Origin of the sequence: Halomonas sp. ALS9 (genome assembly GCF_001651035.1) — a bacterium.
In the GTDB taxonomy this organism is placed as follows: Bacteria; Pseudomonadota; Gammaproteobacteria; order Pseudomonadales; family Halomonadaceae; genus Vreelandella.
Map to the genome: position 1 here is coordinate 124,589 of NZ_LXRG01000163.1, position 19,331 is coordinate 143,919.

The window sequence follows — 19,331 nt, forward strand, 5'->3', positions numbered from 1 at the left end:
AGTTCATGGTAGTGAACAAATATAGCCTTGGCTAACAATTTGTGTGTATGCTGATTTTTTTTGGATTTTTTAAAACTTAATATGTTTTATAGTGCTTTAAAGTTTGTATTTTTTTGTCTTTTATTTTCTTGGTTAGTATTTTTTTAATAAAAATTTAATTATTTATATATTTAAAGGGAGTTGCGTGCTGATCGGTTGATATCAACAATGCGACGGAAGCTATATTTCGCCATCCAGAACTCGTGTTAGAGTGCCAGTACGTTGGGTTGGTGCTCATTTGATTATTTCAGCCATTATTGGTTTTAGCTAAATAAGAAGAGTTTGATATGCGATTAGCGGCGTTCATTCGGGCTGACATTGAGCCAATCCTTCGGGACTGGGAATCGTTTGCCAAGACCCTCTTTCATGCCAAATATATGGACAAAGCAGGGCTGCGAGATCACGCCAAGCAGATGCTGTTGGAGATTGCCGCCGATCTTGACTCACAGCAAAGTGAGGCTAACCATGATGCCAAGTCAAAAGGGCCCGCTCCTGAGGGGGAAGAAGAATCCTGGGCTGAAATACACGGAGAAGACCGACAGCACAGTGGTTTTAGCGTTATTGAAACGGTTTCCGAATTTAGGGCTCTGCGTGCCAGCGTGGTGTCGCATTGGCGTAAAACATTTTCAGTGCTTGCTGGCGAACAGCTTGATGATCTCACCCGCTTCCACGAAGCGATAGATCAGGCGGTTGCCGAGTCGCTAGAGCAGTATGTAGCTGAAAAAGAGATGGAAACCCGCCTGTTTGGCGCTGTTCTAAGTGCTTCACCCGACCCTATTTATGTGCTTGATCTCAAGGGCCGGTTTATATATGTCAATGAGGCCACTGCTGAGCTGTTCGCAATGACGTCTGAGTCTATCATTGGCAAGTCTACGTTTGACCTTGGTTTTTCGTTCGCTTCAGATTTTCAGCTTAACTTGGATGAGGTCATTGCTGGACAATCAACCTATCGCGGCAAGTTTTCCCACACCTTTGCTTCCGGTCAGGGTGAACGGTTCGAGTATTTGCTCGCGCCTGTGCTTGACGAGCAGCATAACTATGAAGCGACAGTCTGTATTTCACGCGATATCACTGAGCAAGCGCTAGCCGAAGAGAAAATATGGAATAACGCTCACTATGACTATCTGACCGGACTACCGAATCGGCGCTTGTTTCTGGATCGCTTGGGGCAGGAAATCAAACATGCAAAGCGACGTAGTCGACCGCTGGCACTTCTGTTCATGGATCTTGACGGCTTTAAAGACGTGAACGATTCCCTTGGCCATGAAGCGGGTGACCGTATCCTCTCAGATGTGTCGAATCGGCTTGCTGATTGTGTGCGGGCAACCGATACGGTTGCCCGGCTAGGTGGGGATGAGTTTACCGTGATGATTACTGACATTAAGCAGCGCCAGGATGTTGAGCTTGTTGCTCAAACCATTATTGATGCCCTGGCGATGCCTTTTTTCATTGGGCAAAAGCGTATCCAGATTTCTGCCAGCATTGGGGCGGCATTTTACCCTGAAAACGCAGCCACACCTGATGCGTTGCTAAAAGTGGCAGACCAGGCCATGTATAAAGCTAAAAAAGCCGGTTCTAACCAGATGTGCTTTTATGAAAAGTCTGAGAAGAGTGAAGCCTAATGTGGCTAGAGCTTACCTGCACAGTGAATGTGCTTATGCCTACTTAAAGATGTCAATAATACTGCTGACTACGCAGGCAGCGCTGCTCTTCTGGAGCCCCGCAATTGGCTAACATCAGCACGAGGTGGGGCGCCAAACATGCGACTATATTCGCGGCTGAAATGCGAAGGGCTTTCGTAACCGACTCGGTAGCTGGCGGTGGCCGCTTCCAGCCCCTCGGCCAGCATTAGCCGCCGGGCCTCATGCAGGCGTAGTTTTTTCTGGAACTGGAGCGGCGACATCCGAGTGACCTCGCGGAAGCTGTGGTACAGCGTCGATTCGCTCATATTGGCGGCGGCCGCTAGCTCGCGGATGCGCAGAGGCTGAGTAAAGTTCTCCTTGAGGGTATAGATGACCCGTGCAATTCGGTTAGCCTGGGAATCCGTGGCAGCGAATCGGCGCATCCGTGGCCCCAACCCTCCCATCAGCGCACGGTAGATCAGCTCTCGCCGGGCCAGCGGTGAAAGCACCTTTATATCTTCCGGAGAATCCAGCAGGCTCAGCAATCGGTAAAGCGCTTCCTGCATACGTGCATCCATGGGCGCTGAGCTAAGTCCGCAATCCATCTCGGAGCAGATGGCCTCATGACCCGCTGGCGGCGCTTTATCGCCCAGCTCCAGTATTAACCCCGCCACCTCTTGGGGATCCACCGAGACTTTGACCGCTAGGTAGGGCTGCTCAGGGGTCGCGTGGTCAATCCTACCCAGCACTGGTAGGTGAATGGCGCTTGCCATGTAACTTGGCCCGCTGTAGACGATCTCCTTGTCACCCAGTTGCACTGTCTTGCTGCCTTGAATGACAAAGCAGATGCACGGTTCATATACTGCAGAGCAGTAGCTGGTGGCGGAATCTGCACGAATCAGTTGCACTTCGGCAATCGCCGTGTCCTGAAGCTCCTCCAGGGGCGTCCAGCGCCGGGCGATTCTGCTCAACTGTCGCAGCGTGTCTGACGAATGGCTAGCTTGCATGGGCAAGATATCGGTCAATGGTTCTCCTCCCTAACAGCTCGCAGTATATGCCTTCGCTGCGTAAACCGAAGGCTCTTTCAGTTGTGTTTGCAGAATCAGGCAAGCACCGCGCAGAAACCAGCAACCTGAGCCTTTTGTCACCTAACGGTCATTATGCCTCAACACCAAAACAGCGCGATATTTCAGCTTCCCGCTTTGTGAAGCCTTTCGCTGCTCACGACAGAATCAGGCAATCTTCCCGCAGGAATCCGATACCCTCTACGCTTCCGCACACCCTATGGTAGGCAACCTCTGGTAGGTGTTTCGCATTTAGCTCGATCCTGCCAGTCCGCCAGCCCTCCCTACTACAACAAAAATCACTGTCGATTCTGGCGCTACTCAAACGACTAGAAGCTGACCGTTAACGCGGTACGCAATAGATCACCAACGCGGCTATCGATCTCCGATAGCCATTGGAGCAAGTCATCATGGGAAGTTTGAATCAAAGTGCTCGCTCAACGAGTTGTCGGGGGATCATCCCGTTGCTGCTGATAATGGCCTTGCTGATGGGATGTGAAGCCAAGAGCGAGGAGGCAGCGGCTGCTCCGCCACCGCCGCCAGAAGTAGAAGTAGTGAATATCGCTGCGCAACCGATAGTGTTGAGTGAGTCTTTCACTGGGCGGGTAGAGGCTGCAGAAACGGTTGAGTTAAGACCTAGAGTTAGTGGTTATATCGAGGAAGTGGCGTTCGAGGAGGGCGAACTGGTGGAGGAGGGGGAGCTTTTGTTCCAGATCGACCCTCGCCCCTATCAGGCGCGTGTCGGCGCGGCCCAGGCTGAGCTTGCCCAAGCCAGAAGTCAGAGTGTCCAGGCGGCTAGTGAAGCCGAGCGGGCTCGGGTATTGCTGGGGCGCCAGGCCATTTCCCAGGAAGTACACGACCAGCGTCAAGCGGCCCTAAGCAGTGCCCGCGCGATGGTAAATGCCGCCGAAGCAGCGCTGGAGACTGCAGAGCTTGACCTTGCCTATACCCGTATCACTGCGCCCGTCAGTGGCCGCGCCGGTCGGGCCATGGTGACCCGAGGCAATCTGGCTAACGCTGACCAAAGCCTGCTGACCACTCTTGTCACTATCGACCCTATTCACGTCTACTTCGAAGCGGACGAGCAGGCCGCCTTTGCCAGCCACGCACTGATGGTGGACGGCGAGAGCAGCCTGAAGATTGAGTTGGGCGGCGATCAACAGCGCCAATACACGGGCACGCTGGATTTTATCGACAACCGTTTGAACCCCGGTACGGGCACTCTGCAGTTCCGGGCGCTGCTGGCCAATGCTGATGGTCGTATACGGCCGGGGGAGTTTGCCCGAGTTGAGGTACCGATAGCCCGTTTGGAGCAGGTGCTGCTGGTGGATCGCAAGGCGATCCTGACCGATCAGGATCGTCGTTACGTCTATGTTATTGATGATGACAACCGTGCAGAGCGTCGCCAAGTGGCCACCGGCCGTCAGATGGGCGAACAGATGGTGATTACCGAAGGGCTTAGCCCCGGTGACCGGGTGATCGTCAACGGGGTGCAAAAAGTGTTCTTCCCCGGTATGCAGGTGAGCCCGCAAAGCGTAGCTACTGCGTCGGTTGAAGATGCCCAGCCCACCCTTGCGGCCAGGGAGGAGTAGAGCACCATGAATTTCTCCCGTTTCTTTGTCGACCGACCGATCTTTGCGGCGGTGCTGTCGATTATTATCCTGGCGATTGGGCTGATCTCCATTCCCAACCTGCCAATCAGCGAGTACCCAGACGTGGTGCCCCCCTCGGTGGTGGTGCGCACGGTCTACCCGGGGGCTAACCCGAAGGAGATTGCCGAAACCGTGGCGACGCCGCTGGAGGAGGCTATCAATGGCGTCGAGGACTTGATGTACTTCAAGTCCGTCGCTGGCTCTGATGGCGTACTGCAGATGACCGTCACCTTCCGCCCGGGAACCGATGCCGAAGAGGCCGCCGTGCGGGTGCAGAACCGTGTTAGCCAGGCCGAGGCGCGGTTGCCGGAAGCCGTGCGCCGCCAGGGCGTCACCACCCAGAAACAGTCGCCTACGTTTCTGATGGTGGTTCATCTAACCTCGCCTGGGGGCGAATACGACACTCTTTATTTGCGTAACTACGTGCGGCTGCATGTTAGGGATCGCCTGGCCCGGCTCGAAGGGGTAGGCGACGCCCAGATTTTCGGCGGCGGCGACTATGCCATGCGCGCCTGGCTGGATCCGGATCGCGTCGCTGCGCGTGATTTGACCGCCAGCGACGTGGTGGCGGCCATGCGCGAGCAGAATGTTCAGGTCTCTGCCGGGCAGTTGGGCGCCGAGCCTATTGAATCGAGTGATTTCCTGACCCTGATCAACGCCCGCGGGCGGTTGGAGACGGCCGAGGAATTTGGCGATATCGTGCTCAAGCGCGGTGACAATGGCGACATCCTCAGGCTATCCGACGTGGCCCGGCTGGAGATGGGCGCCGGAGACTATACCCTGCGCTCACAGCTGGACGGCAATAATGCGGTGGCCATCGGTATCTTCCAGGCGCCGGGCGCCAATGCGCTGGCGATCCGTGAGCAGGTAGTGGCCACCATGGATGAATTGTCTGAACAGTTCCCGGAAGGCGTTGAGTATGAGGCGGTCTACGACACCACCATTTTCGTCAGCGACTCTATCAAGGCGGTAGTGAAAACCCTGCTGGAAGCGGTGTTGCTGGTGGTGCTGGTAGTGACTCTGTTCCTGCAAACTTGGCGCGCCTCGATTATTCCGCTGCTGGCGGTGCCGGTGTCGGTGATCGGTACCTTTGGGGCGCTCTATTTGCTCGGCTACTCCATCAATACGCTGACCCTGTTTGGGCTGGTGCTGGCTATCGGCATCGTGGTGGACGACGCCATCGTGGTGGTAGAGAACGTCGAACGTAATATCAGCGAGGGGCTCAATCCCCAGGCCGCGGCCCACCAGGCCATGAGGGAGGTCTCCGGCCCGATCGTCGCTATCGGCCTAGTGCTGTGTGCGGTGTTTATCCCCATGGCTTTCCTTTCTGGGGTGACCGGGCAGTTTTACCGTCAGTTTGCTGTGACGATTGCCATCTCCACGGTGATCTCCACGATTAACTCGCTGACCCTGTCGCCCGCTTTGGCGGCGATGCTGCTCAAACCCCATGACGCGCCCAAGGACCGACTTACCCGCATTATTGACGGGCTATTCGGCTGGCTGTTTCGGCCCTTCAATCGCTTCTTTAACGCCAGCGCCAACAAGTATCAGGGCGGCGTGGCGCGTTCTCTAAAACGCCGAGGCGCGGTATTTGTGGTTTATGCTTTGTTGTTAGCGGGAACGGGTGTGATGTTCAAGGTGGTGCCGCCCGGTTTTATCCCTGTGCAGGACAAGCTGTACCTGATTGCGGGCGTTATCCTGCCGGAAGGTGCCTCCCTGGAGCGAACCGACCAGATGCTCCAGGACGTAGTGGATATCGCCATGGAGACCGAAGGCGTCGAGCACGCGATTGCCTTTCCCGGCCTCAACGCCTTGCAGTTCACCAACACCTCTAATACGGGGGTCGTGTTTCTCACCCTCAGCCCCTTTGGCGAACGCAGCCTGACCGCCGCGGAGATAAACGCCAGGATCAACCAGGGCATTGGTGGGCTGAAGGAGGGCTTTGCGTTTGCCTTTATGCCGCCGCCGATTCTGGGCCTTGGCAATGGCTCCGGCTATCAGCTGTTTATCGAGGATCGCGGCAATCTTGGCTATGGGGCGTTGCAGCAGGCAGTCAATCAGCTCCAGGGCGCCATTGCCCAGACGCCAGGGATGGGCTTCCCAATCAGCAGCTATCAGTCCAACGTGCCGCAGCTGGATGCAGAGGTGGATCGGTTGAGGGCCAAAGCCCAAGGGGTGCCGCTAACCGAGCTGTTCGATACCTTGCAGACCTATCTTGGCTCAACCTACGTCAATGACTTCAACCGCTTCGGCCGCACCTGGCAGGTGATCGCCCAGGCGGACGCCCCTTATCGGGCCAGCGTGGAAGATATCGCCCGGCTACGCACCCGTAATGACCAAGGAGAAATGGTGCCAATCGGCACGATGGTGAATATCACCCAAACCTTCGGCCCCGACCCGGTATTGCGCTACAACGGCTACCCGGCGGCGGACTTGGCCGGGGAGGCGGACCCTCGGGTGCTTTCTTCTGCCCAGGCCATGGATGCCATCAACGCACTGGCGTTGGCGGTGCTGCCGCCGGGCATGGCGTTCGAGTGGACTGACTTGAGTTACCAGCAGTCCACCCAGGGTAATGCAGCGCTGGTGGTCTTCCCGCTGTCGATTCTGCTGGTGTTTCTGGTGCTGGCGGCCCTCTATGAAAGCTGGACGCTGCCCTTGGCGGTGATCCTGATTGTGCCCATGTGCATGCTCTCGGCGCTGATTGGCGTCTGGTTTGGCGGTGGCGACAACAATATCTTCGTGCAGGTGGGACTGGTGGTGCTGATTGGTCTGGCGTGCAAGAACGCCATACTGATCGTGGAATTCGCCCGCGAGCTGGAACTGCAGGGTAGAAGTATCGTAGAGGCTGCCCTGGAAGCCTGCCGATTACGGCTACGCCCTATCATCATGACCTCCATTACCTTCACCGCCGCCGTGCTGCCGCTGGTGATTGCCACCGGCGCGGGTGCCGAGGTACGGGCGGCGCTGGGCACGGCGGTGTTTGCGGGCATGATCGGGGTTACCCTGTTTGGGCTATTCCTCACCCCGGTGTTCTACGTGGCGCTGCGCAAGCTCTCCGGCTCTCGGCCGCTGGTCAGTCATCACAGCTCGACGTTGGAGGGCACGCTTCACCCCGCCAGCCATCCCCAGAGTTGATGATAGAGCGGAATACCAATCAGCACATTGAAGGGGAAGGTGAGTCCTAACGACGCCAGCATGGCCAGGCCAATGTTGGCGTCTGGAATTGCGGCGCGAATGGCGACGGGGGCGGCAATGTAGGAGGCGCTGGCGGTCAGGCTTGCCAGAATAATCGCTGAGCCAGCGGGCAGCCCAAGCCAGTACGCCATCATCAAACCCAAGCAGGAGAGCACAACGGGTGCTGCCAAGGCAAAGATGATCAGGCGGCTGTGCCCCCAGCGCAGGCTGCGCAGCGTCTCTGCCGCGACCAGGCCCATTTCCAACAAAAACAGTGCCAGAATGCCCTGGAAGGCGTTGGTGTAAAGGCTGGTCACCGATTCTCCGGCATTCGGCCCGTATAGCCAACCGATCAAAACGCCGCCCACCAGTAAGATAACGCCGCGATTGGTCAGGGTTTCGTGCCACAGGCCTGACATCTTCGTGGCTGAGCCTTCACGGCTAAAGCGACGATAGAGCAAAATCCCGAGCATTATCGCCGGCAGTTCAAGCAGCACCAGATAAAGCGTTACCTGCCCGCCAGTCATCAGACTGTGCGCTTCGGTATACGCCAGGGCGACGGCGAAGGTACCGGCGCTAACCGAACCGTAGTGGGCAGCAAGGCTGGCGCTGTCTGCCAAAGAGAGCCGCACCAAGTAGCGAACAATGGGGAAGATAATCAGCGGGATTAAAATGCCCAGCAGGGTAACCCCGGCAAGCTCGATTAACAGAGCCGCATCCAGGCTTCCGTGCAGAGCCATGCCGCCCTTAAGACCAATGGTCAGCATCAGCAGCAGGCTCAAGATGTCATAAGCGGCTTTGGGAATGCTGAGATCGGAGCGCACCACACCGGCAATCACACCTAACACAAAGAACATCACCACAATATCCGGCACGGGGAATCTCCTGCAAAGTTGGTTGGGCGGCTACTTTAGCGATCTCAAGAGATTGATGAAAACAAATAAACTTTATATAGTCATAGATGATTATCTATGGTGTAAGCGATGAAAGTACGACAACTTACCTTCCGCCTGCTGCAGGTCTATGCCGACGTGGTACGCACAGGTTCGATTACCGCCACCGCCAATCGGCTTCATCTGACTCAGCCAACGGTATCTCAGCAGTTGAAACGGCTGCGGGAAATTGTTGGCGAACCCATCGTGCGTCAGGAAGATAGCCGCGTAGTCCCCACAGAGGTCGGCCAGGCGCTCTATCAGCTAAGTCAGGACTTGCTCAGCCGTGCCGATGTGTTCAGCCAGTATCTGGACGAATACAACCGCGGCGGCCGCGGCCATTTTAGTATTGGTTTAGTGAACACAGCCCAATACGTGCTGCCGCGGCTGTTGGGGCCCTTTAGTCAGGCTAACCCGCAGGTAGACGTTACGGTTGAGATCGGTAATCGTCAGCAGATGCTCAACCGCTTTGAGCGCCACGAAGACGATCTCTACGTATTTAGCCACCCGCCTTCGGACGACGCCGTGATGGCCGCGCCTTTTTTGAGCAATCCGCTAGTAGTGGTAGGGCCCGAAAATAGCCGCTGGGCGAGTGTAAAAGACCTCACCATGGAGGCCTTGAAAGAAGAGCGTTTCCTGCTGCGTGAACCGGGCTCGGCGACACGACATACCTTTGATGCCTGGCTATACAGCTCGGGCGTTGAGCTGCGCTCTACTCAGCAGATCGCCAGTAATGAGGCGATCCGGCTGGCGGTGGCCTCCGGGATGGGGCTGGCAGTGCTGTCCCGCCACGTGGTGGCGGATTCGCCCAAAGGTGTTCAAGAGCTGCCTTTGCAAGGTTTCCCGCTGAAAAGCCGCTGGCATTTTGTTGTGCGCAGAGAGCGTCGTTTACCGCCTGCCGCCTATCGTTTTTTAAGTTTTGTGCAAGGCACGCTGGCGCAAGCGTTTGACGAACCTGAAGGGGAAGTGGCCGTGGCTGAACTGCTGCAAGCCTTAAAGGATGAGCGCTAGTACTTTACTTAATAGCAGCGTCAATCATTTCCGTTGAAGGCGATGGAGATCCTATGCGCTAAGATGTTAAGAGTGAGCTTAAAAGAGAACTTAAAAGAGAGCTGAAGACCGCACTCGGTTCATGCAGTCGCGCTTCGATACTCATTTTGAGTAACCGCTGCAAACGGAGATAACTATGCTGCTCAAAGGATCATGCCACTGCCAGGCCGTGACGTTTAGTGTGAGGTCTCAGCATCCTTACCCATTTAACCGTTGTTACTGCTCTATTTGTCGTAAAACGTCGGGTGGCGGCGGCTATGCCATCAACCTCAGCGGCGATAGTAAAACCCTCAATGTGAGTGGCGATGAGCACATCTCGATCTACCGAGCGGTCATTAATGGCGTGCAAAGCACGGGGGAGCGGCATTTTTGCAAGCATTGCGCCACGTCGCTATGGGTTTACGATCCCGACTGGCCCGAGCTTGTGCACCCTTTCGCATCAGCAATCGATACACCACTGCCGACACCACCCAAGCGGACACACATGATGTTGGGAAGCAGGGCGGATTGGGTGGAGGTAAATGCGCAGTTCCAAGACAAATGCTTCGATGAGTATCCGGATGAAAGCCTTGCTGAGTGGCACCAGCGCCTGGGGTTGGAACGCTAGCGCAGCTAGCCTCTTTTTGCTTTGCGGTACAACCACCAGATATCAAAACCAAACGAATAGGTTAACGATATCAATGCGCTAATGGCCAGCAGGTTGGCGACAAGGTGCGAAGTAAGCGGCGTTAATGCCAACAGCAGTGCGACCACCTGCCAAACACACACCGCCTTGCGGCGATAGCTTTCAAACAGCGGCTGTGAGAGCCACGGGAACTGCCAACTGGCAGCGATAAACAGGTAGCGCATCCCGCCGATCAACAGTACCCATACGCCCAGTGACTCCAGCCGCAGCAATCCCGCACACAGCAGCAAAATCAGTAGGGCATCCAACTCCATATCAAAGCGGGCACCGAACGGTGTATGGCTTTTGGTGCGCCTGGCAATCCAGCCGTCAACGCCATCCAGCAGTAGGGCGAACACCGCGATAGCCAGCCACTGGCCTATTGCTCCTGTAAACGTATTATCGGCGAGCGCGCCCGCTACCAGGGCAACCAATACCGCACGGGCCAGCGTGACCCGGTTTGCCCACCCCAGTGAGCCGTAGGGCCAGAAAAACATGACCAGGGTGGATATAACGATGTAGAAGGCAATGGCCACCCCCCAGTTAGCCGGCGTCGCCATTAACAGAGGTAGACCTTTGCCCACTGAGATTAGCAGCAAGCCGCCCAGCAGTAGCTCTGCGGCGCTGTAAAGCCGCTTGGGCTGGGTTAAAAGCGAAACGTTTGAGAAAAGCGGCATGGTGTCTCACGAAGCGGCGTCGCTATCCGCAGTTAAAATAAATGATGCAACTATTTTTATATGTACCATTCTTGTAGAAGAAGGTAGGGTTGTCCATATGATCAAGAGTTAAACGGATTAGTTGCAGCGAGTTAATCGAATATTTTCTTTTCACCCGCTACGCTGAAGATGGTGAACCATTGAAAACTGTTTTGCCAAGGGCCATGCAACGCGTGGCCACTCATTACGGTAATGGGCCCATAAAGGGCATGGGGCTAAGACACACAGGGTGTCACTTAGCCCTAACCTGTAGTCCAATGGTGCCACGCCCTATTCAACGGAATGAAACTGAGCTCATGCTATGCGGGCTTATAACGAAAAGGAATGCTCATGTCGGCGCCTGACGAGGTTGGCAAAAATCGCTATGTTGGCAAAACGACCTGGGCCACTGCCTTCTGGGTGACCAATCCTGCACAGGGTGAGCTGCGGCGCGAACAGCTTTCTACGCCCACCTCAGATGAGGTGTATGTGCGAACCTTGTACAGCGGTATCAGCCGCGGCACCGAGTCGCTGGTGTTCAATAGTCGCGTGCCTGAAAGCGAATTTTCACGCATGCGAGCCCCCTTTCAGTCGGGAGAGTTCCCCGCACCGGTCAAGTACGGTTACTGCAGCGTCGGCTGCGTCGAACAAGGGCCTGATGCGCTATTAAATAAAACCGTTTTTTGCCTGTTCCCCCATCAGGATTACTACATCGTTCCTGCGTCGGCTGTGCTGGAAGTGCCCGCCGACGTGCCCGCTAAGCGCGCCGTCTTGGCAGCCAATATGGAAACCGCCATTAACGGCGTGTGGGACGCAGAACCCATGCTGGGCGAGCGGATCAGTGTGATTGGCGCGGGGGTGGTGGGTGCATTAGTGGCGTATCTATGCACCCAGATCCCCGGCGTGGCTGTCCAACTGGTGGATATTAATCCAGAGCGTCGTCAACTCGCCGAGCAGCTGGGCGTGGCCTTTTGCACCCCCGAAGACGCTGCTCAAGACCAAGATTGTGTGATCCATGCCAGCGGTCAGTCCGCGGGTCTACGCCAAGCGCTTGAATTAGTCGGCAGTGAAGGGCGCATTATTGAAATGAGTTGGTTTGGCGAGGGGGACGTCGCGATTCCGTTGGGCGGCGCTTTTCACTCCCAGCGGCTGACGCTCAAGGCTAGCCAGGTAGGCCAACTACCGCCCAAACTCCGCCCCCACTGGGACTACCAGCGCCGCCTGCGGTTAGCGTTGAGCCTGCTGGTGGACGAGCGGCTGGATACCTTGATCAGCGGCGAAAGTGAATTTGCGCAGCTGCCAGCGCTGGCCCCTAGGCTGTTTGGCCGTGGCAGTGTCGAGCTTTGTCACCGCCTGCGCTACCCCGCATAACTTATTTAGCCCTATTTGGAGTCCCTATGTTTCGTTTATGTGTTCGTGACCACTTTATGATCGCCCACAGTTTTAATGGCGAGATCTTTGGCCCCGCTCAGCGCACTCATGGCGCTACCTACGTGGTGGATGTGGTCTTTCAGCGTCCTGAATTGGATGAGGATGGCCTGGTGATCGATATCGGTCTGGCGAGTGAAACGGTGAAATCGGTATTGGCTGACTACAACTTCAGCAACCTTGATGAAGTACCTGAGTTTGCGGGCAAAAACACCACCACCGAGTTTATGGCCAAGGTGATCTTCGACCAGCTCGCCAAGGCGATTGGTGAGGGCAAAATGGGTATCACCGCCAAGGGGATTACCCATATGGAGATCAAGCTGCATGAATCCCATGTGGCCTGGGCCAGCTATGAAGGCGCGCTATGAGTCAACGTTTTACGTTAATCGTCGCTGGTGACCCTGATCAACGCACCGGCGGCTATCTCTACGATGCGCATATCGTCTCAGCCTTACGCGACCAGGGCTGGGCGATTGATGTAGTCGGCTTGGCGGGTGCCTTTCCTGACGCGGATGCTGAGGCCGCCGTAGCCCTTGCCCAGACGCTTGATGCGCTGCCCGATCATGCGGCAGTAGTGATTGATGGCTTGGCTATGGGCGCGCTGCCCGAGATAGTGGCTCAGCATGCCCAGCGGCTGGATATCACTGCCTTGCTACACCATCCTTTAGGTGATGAATTGGGCCTCGATGAGGTCGATCAGCAACGCTTTCATCGCAGTGAGCTAACCGCGCTTGCCCCGGTGGCGAGGATCATCGTTACCAGTCACTTTACCGCCCGGCGCTTACCGGAACTGGCGACCCGCTACGCTCTACCACTCAATGCGAGTGTCAGTGTGGTTGAGCCGGGGGTTGCCCAGGCACCGATTAGCCGCGCTGCAGCCCCCGGTGAAACCCTGCGTTTGCTGTGTGTGGCAACGCTAACGCCGCGCAAGGGGCAGGATATCCTTGTGCAAGCACTGGCAGGCGTTGCCGGTGATCACTGGCAATGCGACTGTTATGGCGGCGCACGTGACCCTGATTTTACCCAGCGCGTAGCGCAACTGATTGAGCAGAACGGCTTGCAGTCCAGCGTGCACCTGCATGGTGAGTGTGATAGCGAGACGCTGGAAGCGGCTTATCGCGGGGCCCACGCGCTGGTGCTGCCTTCCTGGTATGAAGGCTACGGCATGGTGATCACCGAAGCCCTGGCCCACGGCCTGCCGGTGATCACTACTACCGGCGGTGCACTGCGCGATACCTTGCCGAAAGGTGCCGGATTGAGCGTTGAGCCGGGCGATGTCGACGCACTTAAAGACGCCGTGAGCCATTTTTGCCATAACGAAGAGCTACGCCAGCAACTGCGCCAAGGCGCTGCCCAGGCCAGAAATGCGTTGAGTGACTGGCAGGCAGCAGGCGTTAAGTTTGCCGCGGCGTTAACTGCGCCCAGCGATACGGCCTCTTTACGCGCAGGCAGCCAGTTTGAATCCGACTGGCTGGCGCTGCGTGAGGAAGCCGACGTCGCTTCCCGTAGTCAGCACCTTGCGGCGCTTGCCGCAGAATGGCTGAGCGAGCGCACCCCAGCGCCCCAGATAGCGGATCTTGGCTGTGGCCGGGGCAGTAATCTGCGCTTTTTGGCGCCGCACTTGAGCGGCCAGCAGCGCTGGAAACTGATCGATCATGACGCCATTTTGCTAGCCCAGGCGCGACAGCGCGCCGCCGGGTTAAGTAATCGCCAAGGGCAGCCTGTAGCCGTTGAGAGTCATTGCGTATCGCTGGAAGCGCTGACCGATGTGCCGCTCGACGATGCGCACCTGGTGACCGCATCGGCGCTGCTGGATCTGGTTTCCCAGCAGTGGGTCAACGCCTTGGTGGCCCGTATTGCCGGGCAGCAGCAAGCGCTGCTGATAGCGCTTAGCGTGACCGGCGAGTGGCACTTTATTGATCCTCACGGCAAGCCGATGCTAGATGACGAAGACCATTGGCTACGGGCTCTGTTTATTGCTCATCAGCAGCGTAATAAGGGCCTGGGCGATGCGCTGGGCGGTCAGGCTCACCAGGCATTAGCCAGCGCGCTAGAGGAGGCTGATTATTCCGTTGAGCAAGCTGAAACGCCTTGGCAGTTCGCCGCTGGCAGTCACGCCCAGAAGCCGCTGATGATGGCGCTGCTTGATGGCTGGGCCGATGCCGCCACCGAGCAAGCCCCGCAAGCCGCGGTGCGTATTGCCGCCTGGCTGCAGCTGCGTCAGCGAGCGGTGGTCAATGGCCAACTGGGTATTTGGGTAGGGCACCGTGATTTGTTTGCTAAGCCCAAGGACGAGGCCTAAGTCTATGGGGCCTGCTCAAAGGATGTTCGCTCGGCTAAGCACCCCATTGCAAAGCCCATGGCTACGCCGGTTGGTGATTAGCTTGGCGTTGCTGGGTGCGGTGGCGCTATGGGTTGAACCCCAGGCTATCGTGGCAGAGGTGCAGGGCTTCTCCGCTGAGTGGGTCGTGCTGGCGTTAGTCATCAGCACGCTTCAGATTATGCTCTGTGCTTGGCGCTGGCAGTTTACTGCCGGGCTTATCGATGTGCCGCTGCGGTTTGCTTATGCCCTACGTGAATACTACTTGGCGTTGCTGGTCAATCAACTGTTGCCCGGCGGGGTATTAGGCGACGCAGGGCGTGCGCACCGCCATGCCACTCAAACCCAGTCTAGGGGCCGCGCTTGGCGAGCGGTGATAATAGAGCGCGCCTCGGGGCAGGTCGCCGTCGTGGTGCTAACGCTAACGGCGCTATTGCTTTCACCGCTCTGGCATACCGCGCTGGGTGGGGCCATGATCACCGTAGTGGGCTTAAGTGCAATGGCTGCACTAGCGGTGATCGCTGGCAGTGGCCTACTGCTGCGTCAACGTTTTAACCATTGGTTGGCCAGGCTGCCGAACTGGTGCCAAGCCCTGGCCCGCGACGTTAAGCGTGGCTTGTTACAGCGCGGCGTATGGCTGCCGCAGTTGCTGTCGTCGCTGGTGATTGTGCTGAGTTATGGTTTGGTCATGGTATGCGCCGCCAGGGCGATTGGCGTAGAGATGCCTGCGTTGCAAGTACTGGCGCTTACCCCGGCGCTGCTACTGGCTATGTTGATTCCATTTTCGGTGGCCGGCTGGGGGCTGCGTGAAGGCGCCGCTGCCGGTGTCTGGGCGCTGGTCGGCCTGCCGTCTGCCCAAGGAGTGGCGGTGTCGTTGGCTTACGGTTTGCTGGTGTTGTTGGCGAGCCTGCCGGGTATTTGGGTGGCGTTGAGCCGCCGCGCCAGTGCCCAGTCCTCAGGTGGTATCCCTCAGGCGCAGGTCGAACAGCGTGTCGTCACCGCAGCGGAAGGTTCGCGCGGGCGGACGCAGCGCACTCTCAAGGGTCTCGATGGGCGTCATTTTAAGCCCTGGTCTGCCGGAGCCGATCAGCAGCGGGGCAACCAGCAGGTGCAACCGGTCAACGGCGCCTGCTTCGATAAATTGAGATACCGTAATACCGCCGCCTTCAATCAACACGCGGGGCAATCCTCTGTCAGCGAGCAGGGTGATGATGTCGTGAGGGTTGAACTGACCGCTGGTATTCAGCGGCAATACGCAACGTTCAACGTGGGCCAAGCTCGTCGCCTGCCGCTCAGACCCCAGATCAGGCCCCACAATATGCAGCGTTGGGGCGCTGTCGGTGTTCAGCAGCGCCAAGTCATGGGGAATGCGTCCTCGTGGATCCAGCACCACCCGTGTCGGATTGGTGCCGCAAACGTGGCGCACGGTCAACTGCGGGTTATCGGCGCTAGCGGTTCCTGCCCCGACCACCACCGCGTCGACCAACGCGCGCAGGCGATGCAGGTGAACCAGACTTTCATGGCCATTGATGTAGTGGGAGTGTCCGCTCTCCGTGGCAATGCGGCCATCCATGCTCTGCCCCAGTTGAGCCACCACCCAGGCTGGCCGACTGGCCAGTGGAGTCAGGCAATCAAGCAGTTCACGCGCTTCAGCGGTGACCGCTTTGGCCGTTTGCCACTTGCCGGTTGGCGTCAAAGTAATCGCCACATCGCAACAGCGCCGATGATGCAGCGCCAACAGCCACTCCCAGGCATCGGCCAGCGCAAGAATATTGACATGGGATTCGGGCATGACGTCTCCGTGCTAAAAAATCCGCTTCATCATGCGGGCTCTGGTCAGTTGAGAGCAAGTTGTTTAGAGCAAGCATGCACCATCCCCCTCGTAAGGAAGCCAGGAGGCCCTCATGTACCAGATTGAACGCGCTATTTTCGATATCCGTCGTGGCTTGCCCGTGGTGGTGAATGCCGGTGAGCAGCGGTTGCTAGTGCAAGCGCTGGAAGGCAGTGAGTCAGTTGAAGCACTTGCCCAGTTAGCGGGCGAGCGGCCTTCACTGGTGCTTACCCGTCACCGTCTGGCGGCGGTCGGCATAAAGGTAAGTGCTGAAGCATCCTGCTTGCCGTTGGCTGCCCACATTAGCCCCCAAGAGCTGCATGGCTTGGCCACTGCGGAAGTGCTTTCGCAGCCTGCTGGTGGGCTTCTCAGCGGATTAAAACCTGCTGGGTTAGCCGAACGAGGCGCGGTGACATTGATGCGCCGCGCGCTGCTGATTCCTGCCGCGCTGTGTGCCTTTGTTAGCGAAGAGGCCTCAGCGGCGATTGAACAACAGCTGGCAGAAGGGCGGTTGCTGCAAGTCACCGCTGAAGACGCCGAGCGGTGTCTTGCCGGGGCGCCGGGTATGCTAAAACGGGTAAGCGAAGCGAATATTCCCCTTGAGGATGCTGCCGACAGCCGCTTTGTGCTTTTCCGCGAGCCGGACGGCTTGCGCGAGCACGTCGCGGTGGTGATCGGTAAGCCGGAGCACTGGGAAGGCGCGGTGCCATTGCGCCTACACTCGGCGTGTTTAACCGGCGACTTGTTTGGCAGCCTGCGTTGCGACTGCGGCGAGCAGCTGCGCAATGCCGTGGCGGATATTCAAGCCATGGGCGGCGGCGTGCTGCTCTATTTGGCCCAAGAGGGTCGGGGTATTGGCCTGGCTAATAAGCTGCGCGCCTACACCTTGCAGGATGGTGGCTTGGATACCGTGGATGCGGATCAGGTACTTGGTTTTGGTGACGATGAGCGCCAGTACTCGGTGGCAGTGGATATGCTCAATGCCCTCAATATCGACCAAGTACAGCTGCTGACTAACAACCCCTTAAAGATGGAAGCATTACGCCAGGGCGGCATTGAGGTGGTCTCCCGCCAGGCGCTGTATGGCAGCGTCACCGACCACAATCAGCGCTATCTAAATGCCAAAGCCACCCGTGGTGGGCACTTGTTGGAGGATGTGCTAAGCGGTCAGCGTTGAACCTGATTGGGCCTCGCTAAAACTGTTCTCCGCTGTTTCAGCGATGTTAGTTGGCCAACGGAGGCAGATGGGCGGTTTCCTTCACTACTGCCGCTAGCTGGCTGGCGTAGTGCTGCACCAGCCGTTCGCCTAATTCAGCGCTGGCGTGGCTGGCATCGCCAGCAACACCGTGAGTGCTTAAGTCTTCCGCTAACCAGGAAAATGCTGCAGTGCCTTCTGCGCTCACCAATGCATTGCCTTGGGGAGCCGCAGGCGCTGTGGCTTGGTAGCCACCCAGCTTTACAAGGGTCGGTGCCAAATAGCGCATCATGGCGGTTTCGAGTAACCCACCGTGCAAACCATAGCGCAGCTCCTCGGCCTCAATAGCACCTTCTAAAGGCGGCAGCCGCGTGTAGGTGGCTTTGACGACGCGCATGCTATGTCGCCGCCGCAGCGTTAACCCCGCTAAATCCATCACCGCCTTATTGCCACCGTGGCTGTTAAGCAGCACCAGACGGCGGATACCTGCGCGGGCTAAGCTGTCGCCGTAGGCTTCCAGCGTGGCAATGGCCAGCGGTGCAGGCAGGCTGAGCGTGCCGGGGAAGCTGGCGTGCTCGTCACTGGCGCCTACCGCAATCGGCGGTAGGCAGATCACATTAAGGCTCGGATCAAGTGCTTCTAACATGGCGGCCTGTAGTCCCTCGCCAATGGTCAGATCGGTAGCTAGCGGTAGGTGAGTGCCATGCTGTTCAATGGCCCCAAGTACCAGTACCGCCACAGGGTCGCGTTGGGCGAAGTCAGCAAGCTGCGGAGCGGTGAGGGTTTGCCAGTGGTGAATCATTAATACACAACCTGTTAGTTATCAGCGTTAAGCGGTGTTCGTCAGTAGCGGATGGTCAGAGCGACAGGCGTAAATATCGCCAGATGGTAATTTTTCGGCCCCTGCGTTTAGCCACTCGCTCACCGCTTGCGGCGTTTGCCATTCGGCCCAGCGGAGGTGGCGCTGCTCGCCAGCGACCACATTATAGCGGTACTCACCAAGGCGGCTTAAATGGCTAACGCAGGTATGGCTGACTTCCAGAGCGCCAGCCACAAACTCTACTGATAGCGCCGCTACTGGGCAGCTTAGTCCTGCTAGAACCTCCGCTTCAAAACCCTCAACATCGATTTTGATAAAGCAGGGTTCGCCGTATTCGTCAATTAACGCATCCAGCGTGGTCACCGGCACGCGTAGCTGCTGCTCCCAGCGTACCTGGCTAAAGCCTGGGTTGCGTTGGCCAATCTGCTCACGCCATTCGGTGGCAAGCGTGGCGAGGGTCGGGTTGCTGGGGCTAATAGCAATCTCGGCAAAGCCTGCCGTCGGGCCTGCCGCCATCGGTAGCAGGGTAATGGTCGGCGGCTTCACTAGGCGCTTAAACCACTTGGCGAGATCAGGCTGGGGCTCCAGGGCTACCACCTTGGCGCCGAGCGCATGAAAAGCCGCGCTGCGGTCGCCCAGGTGGGCGCCGATATCAAAGGCGACGGTGCCGGGCTGAATGAACGGCTGGTACAGCCGCTGAAGACCCCGCTGGCGCCCTGGTCGCCAGTAAATAAACAGCGAGCGGGCGAGCCCTCCCGCGCTACGCAGGCGTTGAAGCGCCATGCGCCGCATTAGTTAGGCTCCCAGGATGAGCATGCCTTTATCCACAAAGAGGCTAGTGGTGT

At 57.5% G+C, this 19,331-nt stretch carries 15 protein-coding genes and 1 pseudogene; 10 read left to right on the top strand and 6 right to left on the bottom strand.

What is annotated here, in order from left to right; genetic code table 11:
• Positions 1 to 326: 326 nt before the first annotated feature.
• Positions 327 to 1,661, top strand: coding sequence for a sensor domain-containing diguanylate cyclase (locus A6R74_RS11255; RefSeq protein WP_064234580.1), 1,335 nt, complete (start codon positions 327 to 329; stop codon positions 1,659 to 1,661).
• A 68-nt stretch (positions 1,662 to 1,729) separates the two neighbouring features.
• Here the strand turns inward: A6R74_RS11255 and A6R74_RS11260 are convergent, their stop codons facing one another.
• Positions 1,730 to 2,686 carry an AraC family transcriptional regulator gene (locus tag A6R74_RS11260; RefSeq protein ID WP_064234581.1) on the bottom strand — a complete coding sequence of 319 codons (957 nt, stop codon included), beginning with the start codon at positions 2,684 to 2,686 and terminating at the stop codon, positions 1,730 to 1,732.
• 449 nt (positions 2,687 to 3,135) lie between these two features.
• On the opposite strand from A6R74_RS11260, the gene A6R74_RS11265 reads away from it, so the two are divergent.
• Together A6R74_RS11265 and A6R74_RS11270 are read left to right on the top strand one after the other, a co-directional pair.
• On the top strand, positions 3,136 to 4,317 hold the full coding sequence (locus tag A6R74_RS11265) for an efflux RND transporter periplasmic adaptor subunit (protein ID WP_064234582.1): 1,182 nt from the start codon (positions 3,136 to 3,138) through the stop codon (positions 4,315 to 4,317).
• Positions 4,318 to 4,323: 6 nt separating this feature from the next.
• Complete coding sequence (locus tag A6R74_RS11270; protein ID WP_064234583.1) at positions 4,324 to 7,512, top strand: efflux RND transporter permease subunit; 3,189 nt, start codon at positions 4,324 to 4,326, stop codon at positions 7,510 to 7,512.
• Here the strand turns inward: A6R74_RS11270 and A6R74_RS11275 are convergent.
• Positions 7,485 to 8,426, bottom strand: coding sequence for a sodium-dependent bicarbonate transport family permease (locus A6R74_RS11275; protein ID WP_064234584.1), 942 nt, complete (start codon positions 8,424 to 8,426; stop codon positions 7,485 to 7,487). The genes A6R74_RS11270 and A6R74_RS11275 overlap by 28 nt on opposite strands.
• Positions 8,427 to 8,534: 108 nt before the next feature.
• Between A6R74_RS11275 and A6R74_RS11280 the strand changes: the two genes are divergently transcribed.
• Together A6R74_RS11280 and A6R74_RS11285 are read left to right on the top strand one after the other, a co-directional pair.
• The gene (locus tag A6R74_RS11280; RefSeq protein ID WP_064234585.1) at positions 8,535 to 9,494 is read left to right on the top strand and encodes a LysR family transcriptional regulator; all 960 of its coding nucleotides are present in this window, start codon (positions 8,535 to 8,537) and stop codon (positions 9,492 to 9,494) included.
• 175 nt (positions 9,495 to 9,669) lie between these two features.
• Positions 9,670 to 10,140 (top strand): GFA family protein, encoded by a 471-nt coding sequence (locus A6R74_RS11285; protein WP_064234586.1) that lies wholly within the window; start codon positions 9,670 to 9,672, stop codon positions 10,138 to 10,140.
• 5 nt (positions 10,141 to 10,145) lie between these two features.
• On the opposite strand, the gene A6R74_RS11290 is transcribed toward A6R74_RS11285, so the two are convergent.
• Positions 10,146 to 10,874: a CDP-alcohol phosphatidyltransferase family protein gene (locus A6R74_RS11290; RefSeq protein WP_064234587.1), complete on the bottom strand. Its 729-nt coding sequence runs from the start codon at positions 10,872 to 10,874 to the stop codon at positions 10,146 to 10,148.
• 369 nt (positions 10,875 to 11,243) lie between these two features.
• On the opposite strand from A6R74_RS11290, the gene A6R74_RS11295 reads away from it, so the two are divergent.
• The 4 genes and pseudogenes from A6R74_RS11295 to A6R74_RS23105 all read left to right on the top strand — a co-directional run.
• Entirely contained in the window at positions 11,244 to 12,263 is a 1,020-nt protein-coding gene (locus A6R74_RS11295) for a zinc-dependent alcohol dehydrogenase (protein WP_064234588.1), read from the top strand.
• A 26-nt stretch (positions 12,264 to 12,289) separates the two neighbouring features.
• Positions 12,290 to 12,688, top strand: a complete 399-nt coding sequence (locus tag A6R74_RS11300) for a 6-pyruvoyl trahydropterin synthase family protein (RefSeq protein ID WP_064234589.1) — start codon at positions 12,290 to 12,292, stop codon at positions 12,686 to 12,688.
• The gene (locus A6R74_RS11305; protein WP_064234590.1) at positions 12,685 to 14,622 is read left to right on the top strand and encodes a glycosyltransferase; all 1,938 of its coding nucleotides are present in this window, start codon (positions 12,685 to 12,687) and stop codon (positions 14,620 to 14,622) included. Before A6R74_RS11300 ends, A6R74_RS11305 begins: the two co-directional genes overlap by 4 nt.
• A gap of 22 nt (positions 14,623 to 14,644) precedes the next feature.
• Positions 14,645 to 15,538, top strand: a pseudogene (locus A6R74_RS23105) (lysylphosphatidylglycerol synthase transmembrane domain-containing protein); the annotation flags it as partial.
• Positions 15,539 to 15,595: 57 nt separating this feature from the next.
• Here A6R74_RS23105 and A6R74_RS23110 read toward each other — a convergent pair.
• Positions 15,596 to 16,432, bottom strand: a complete 837-nt coding sequence (locus tag A6R74_RS23110) for a RibD family protein (protein WP_306460307.1) — start codon at positions 16,430 to 16,432, stop codon at positions 15,596 to 15,598.
• 112 nt (positions 16,433 to 16,544) lie between these two features.
• Between A6R74_RS23110 and ribA the strand changes: the two genes are divergently transcribed.
• Positions 16,545 to 17,648 carry a GTP cyclohydrolase II RibA gene (gene ribA / locus A6R74_RS11315; RefSeq protein ID WP_064234592.1) on the top strand — a complete coding sequence of 368 codons (1,104 nt, stop codon included), beginning with the start codon at positions 16,545 to 16,547 and terminating at the stop codon, positions 17,646 to 17,648.
• Between the two features lie 46 nt (positions 17,649 to 17,694).
• On the opposite strand, the gene A6R74_RS11320 is transcribed toward ribA, so the two are convergent.
• Both A6R74_RS11320 and A6R74_RS11325 read right to left on the bottom strand, forming a co-directional pair.
• Positions 17,695 to 18,468, bottom strand: a complete 774-nt coding sequence (locus A6R74_RS11320) for a creatininase family protein (RefSeq protein WP_064234593.1) — start codon at positions 18,466 to 18,468, stop codon at positions 17,695 to 17,697.
• Between the two features lie 27 nt (positions 18,469 to 18,495).
• Positions 18,496 to 19,278: an FkbM family methyltransferase gene (locus tag A6R74_RS11325; RefSeq protein WP_064234594.1), complete on the bottom strand. Its 783-nt coding sequence runs from the start codon at positions 19,276 to 19,278 to the stop codon at positions 18,496 to 18,498.
• Positions 19,279 to 19,331 lie beyond the last annotated feature (53 nt).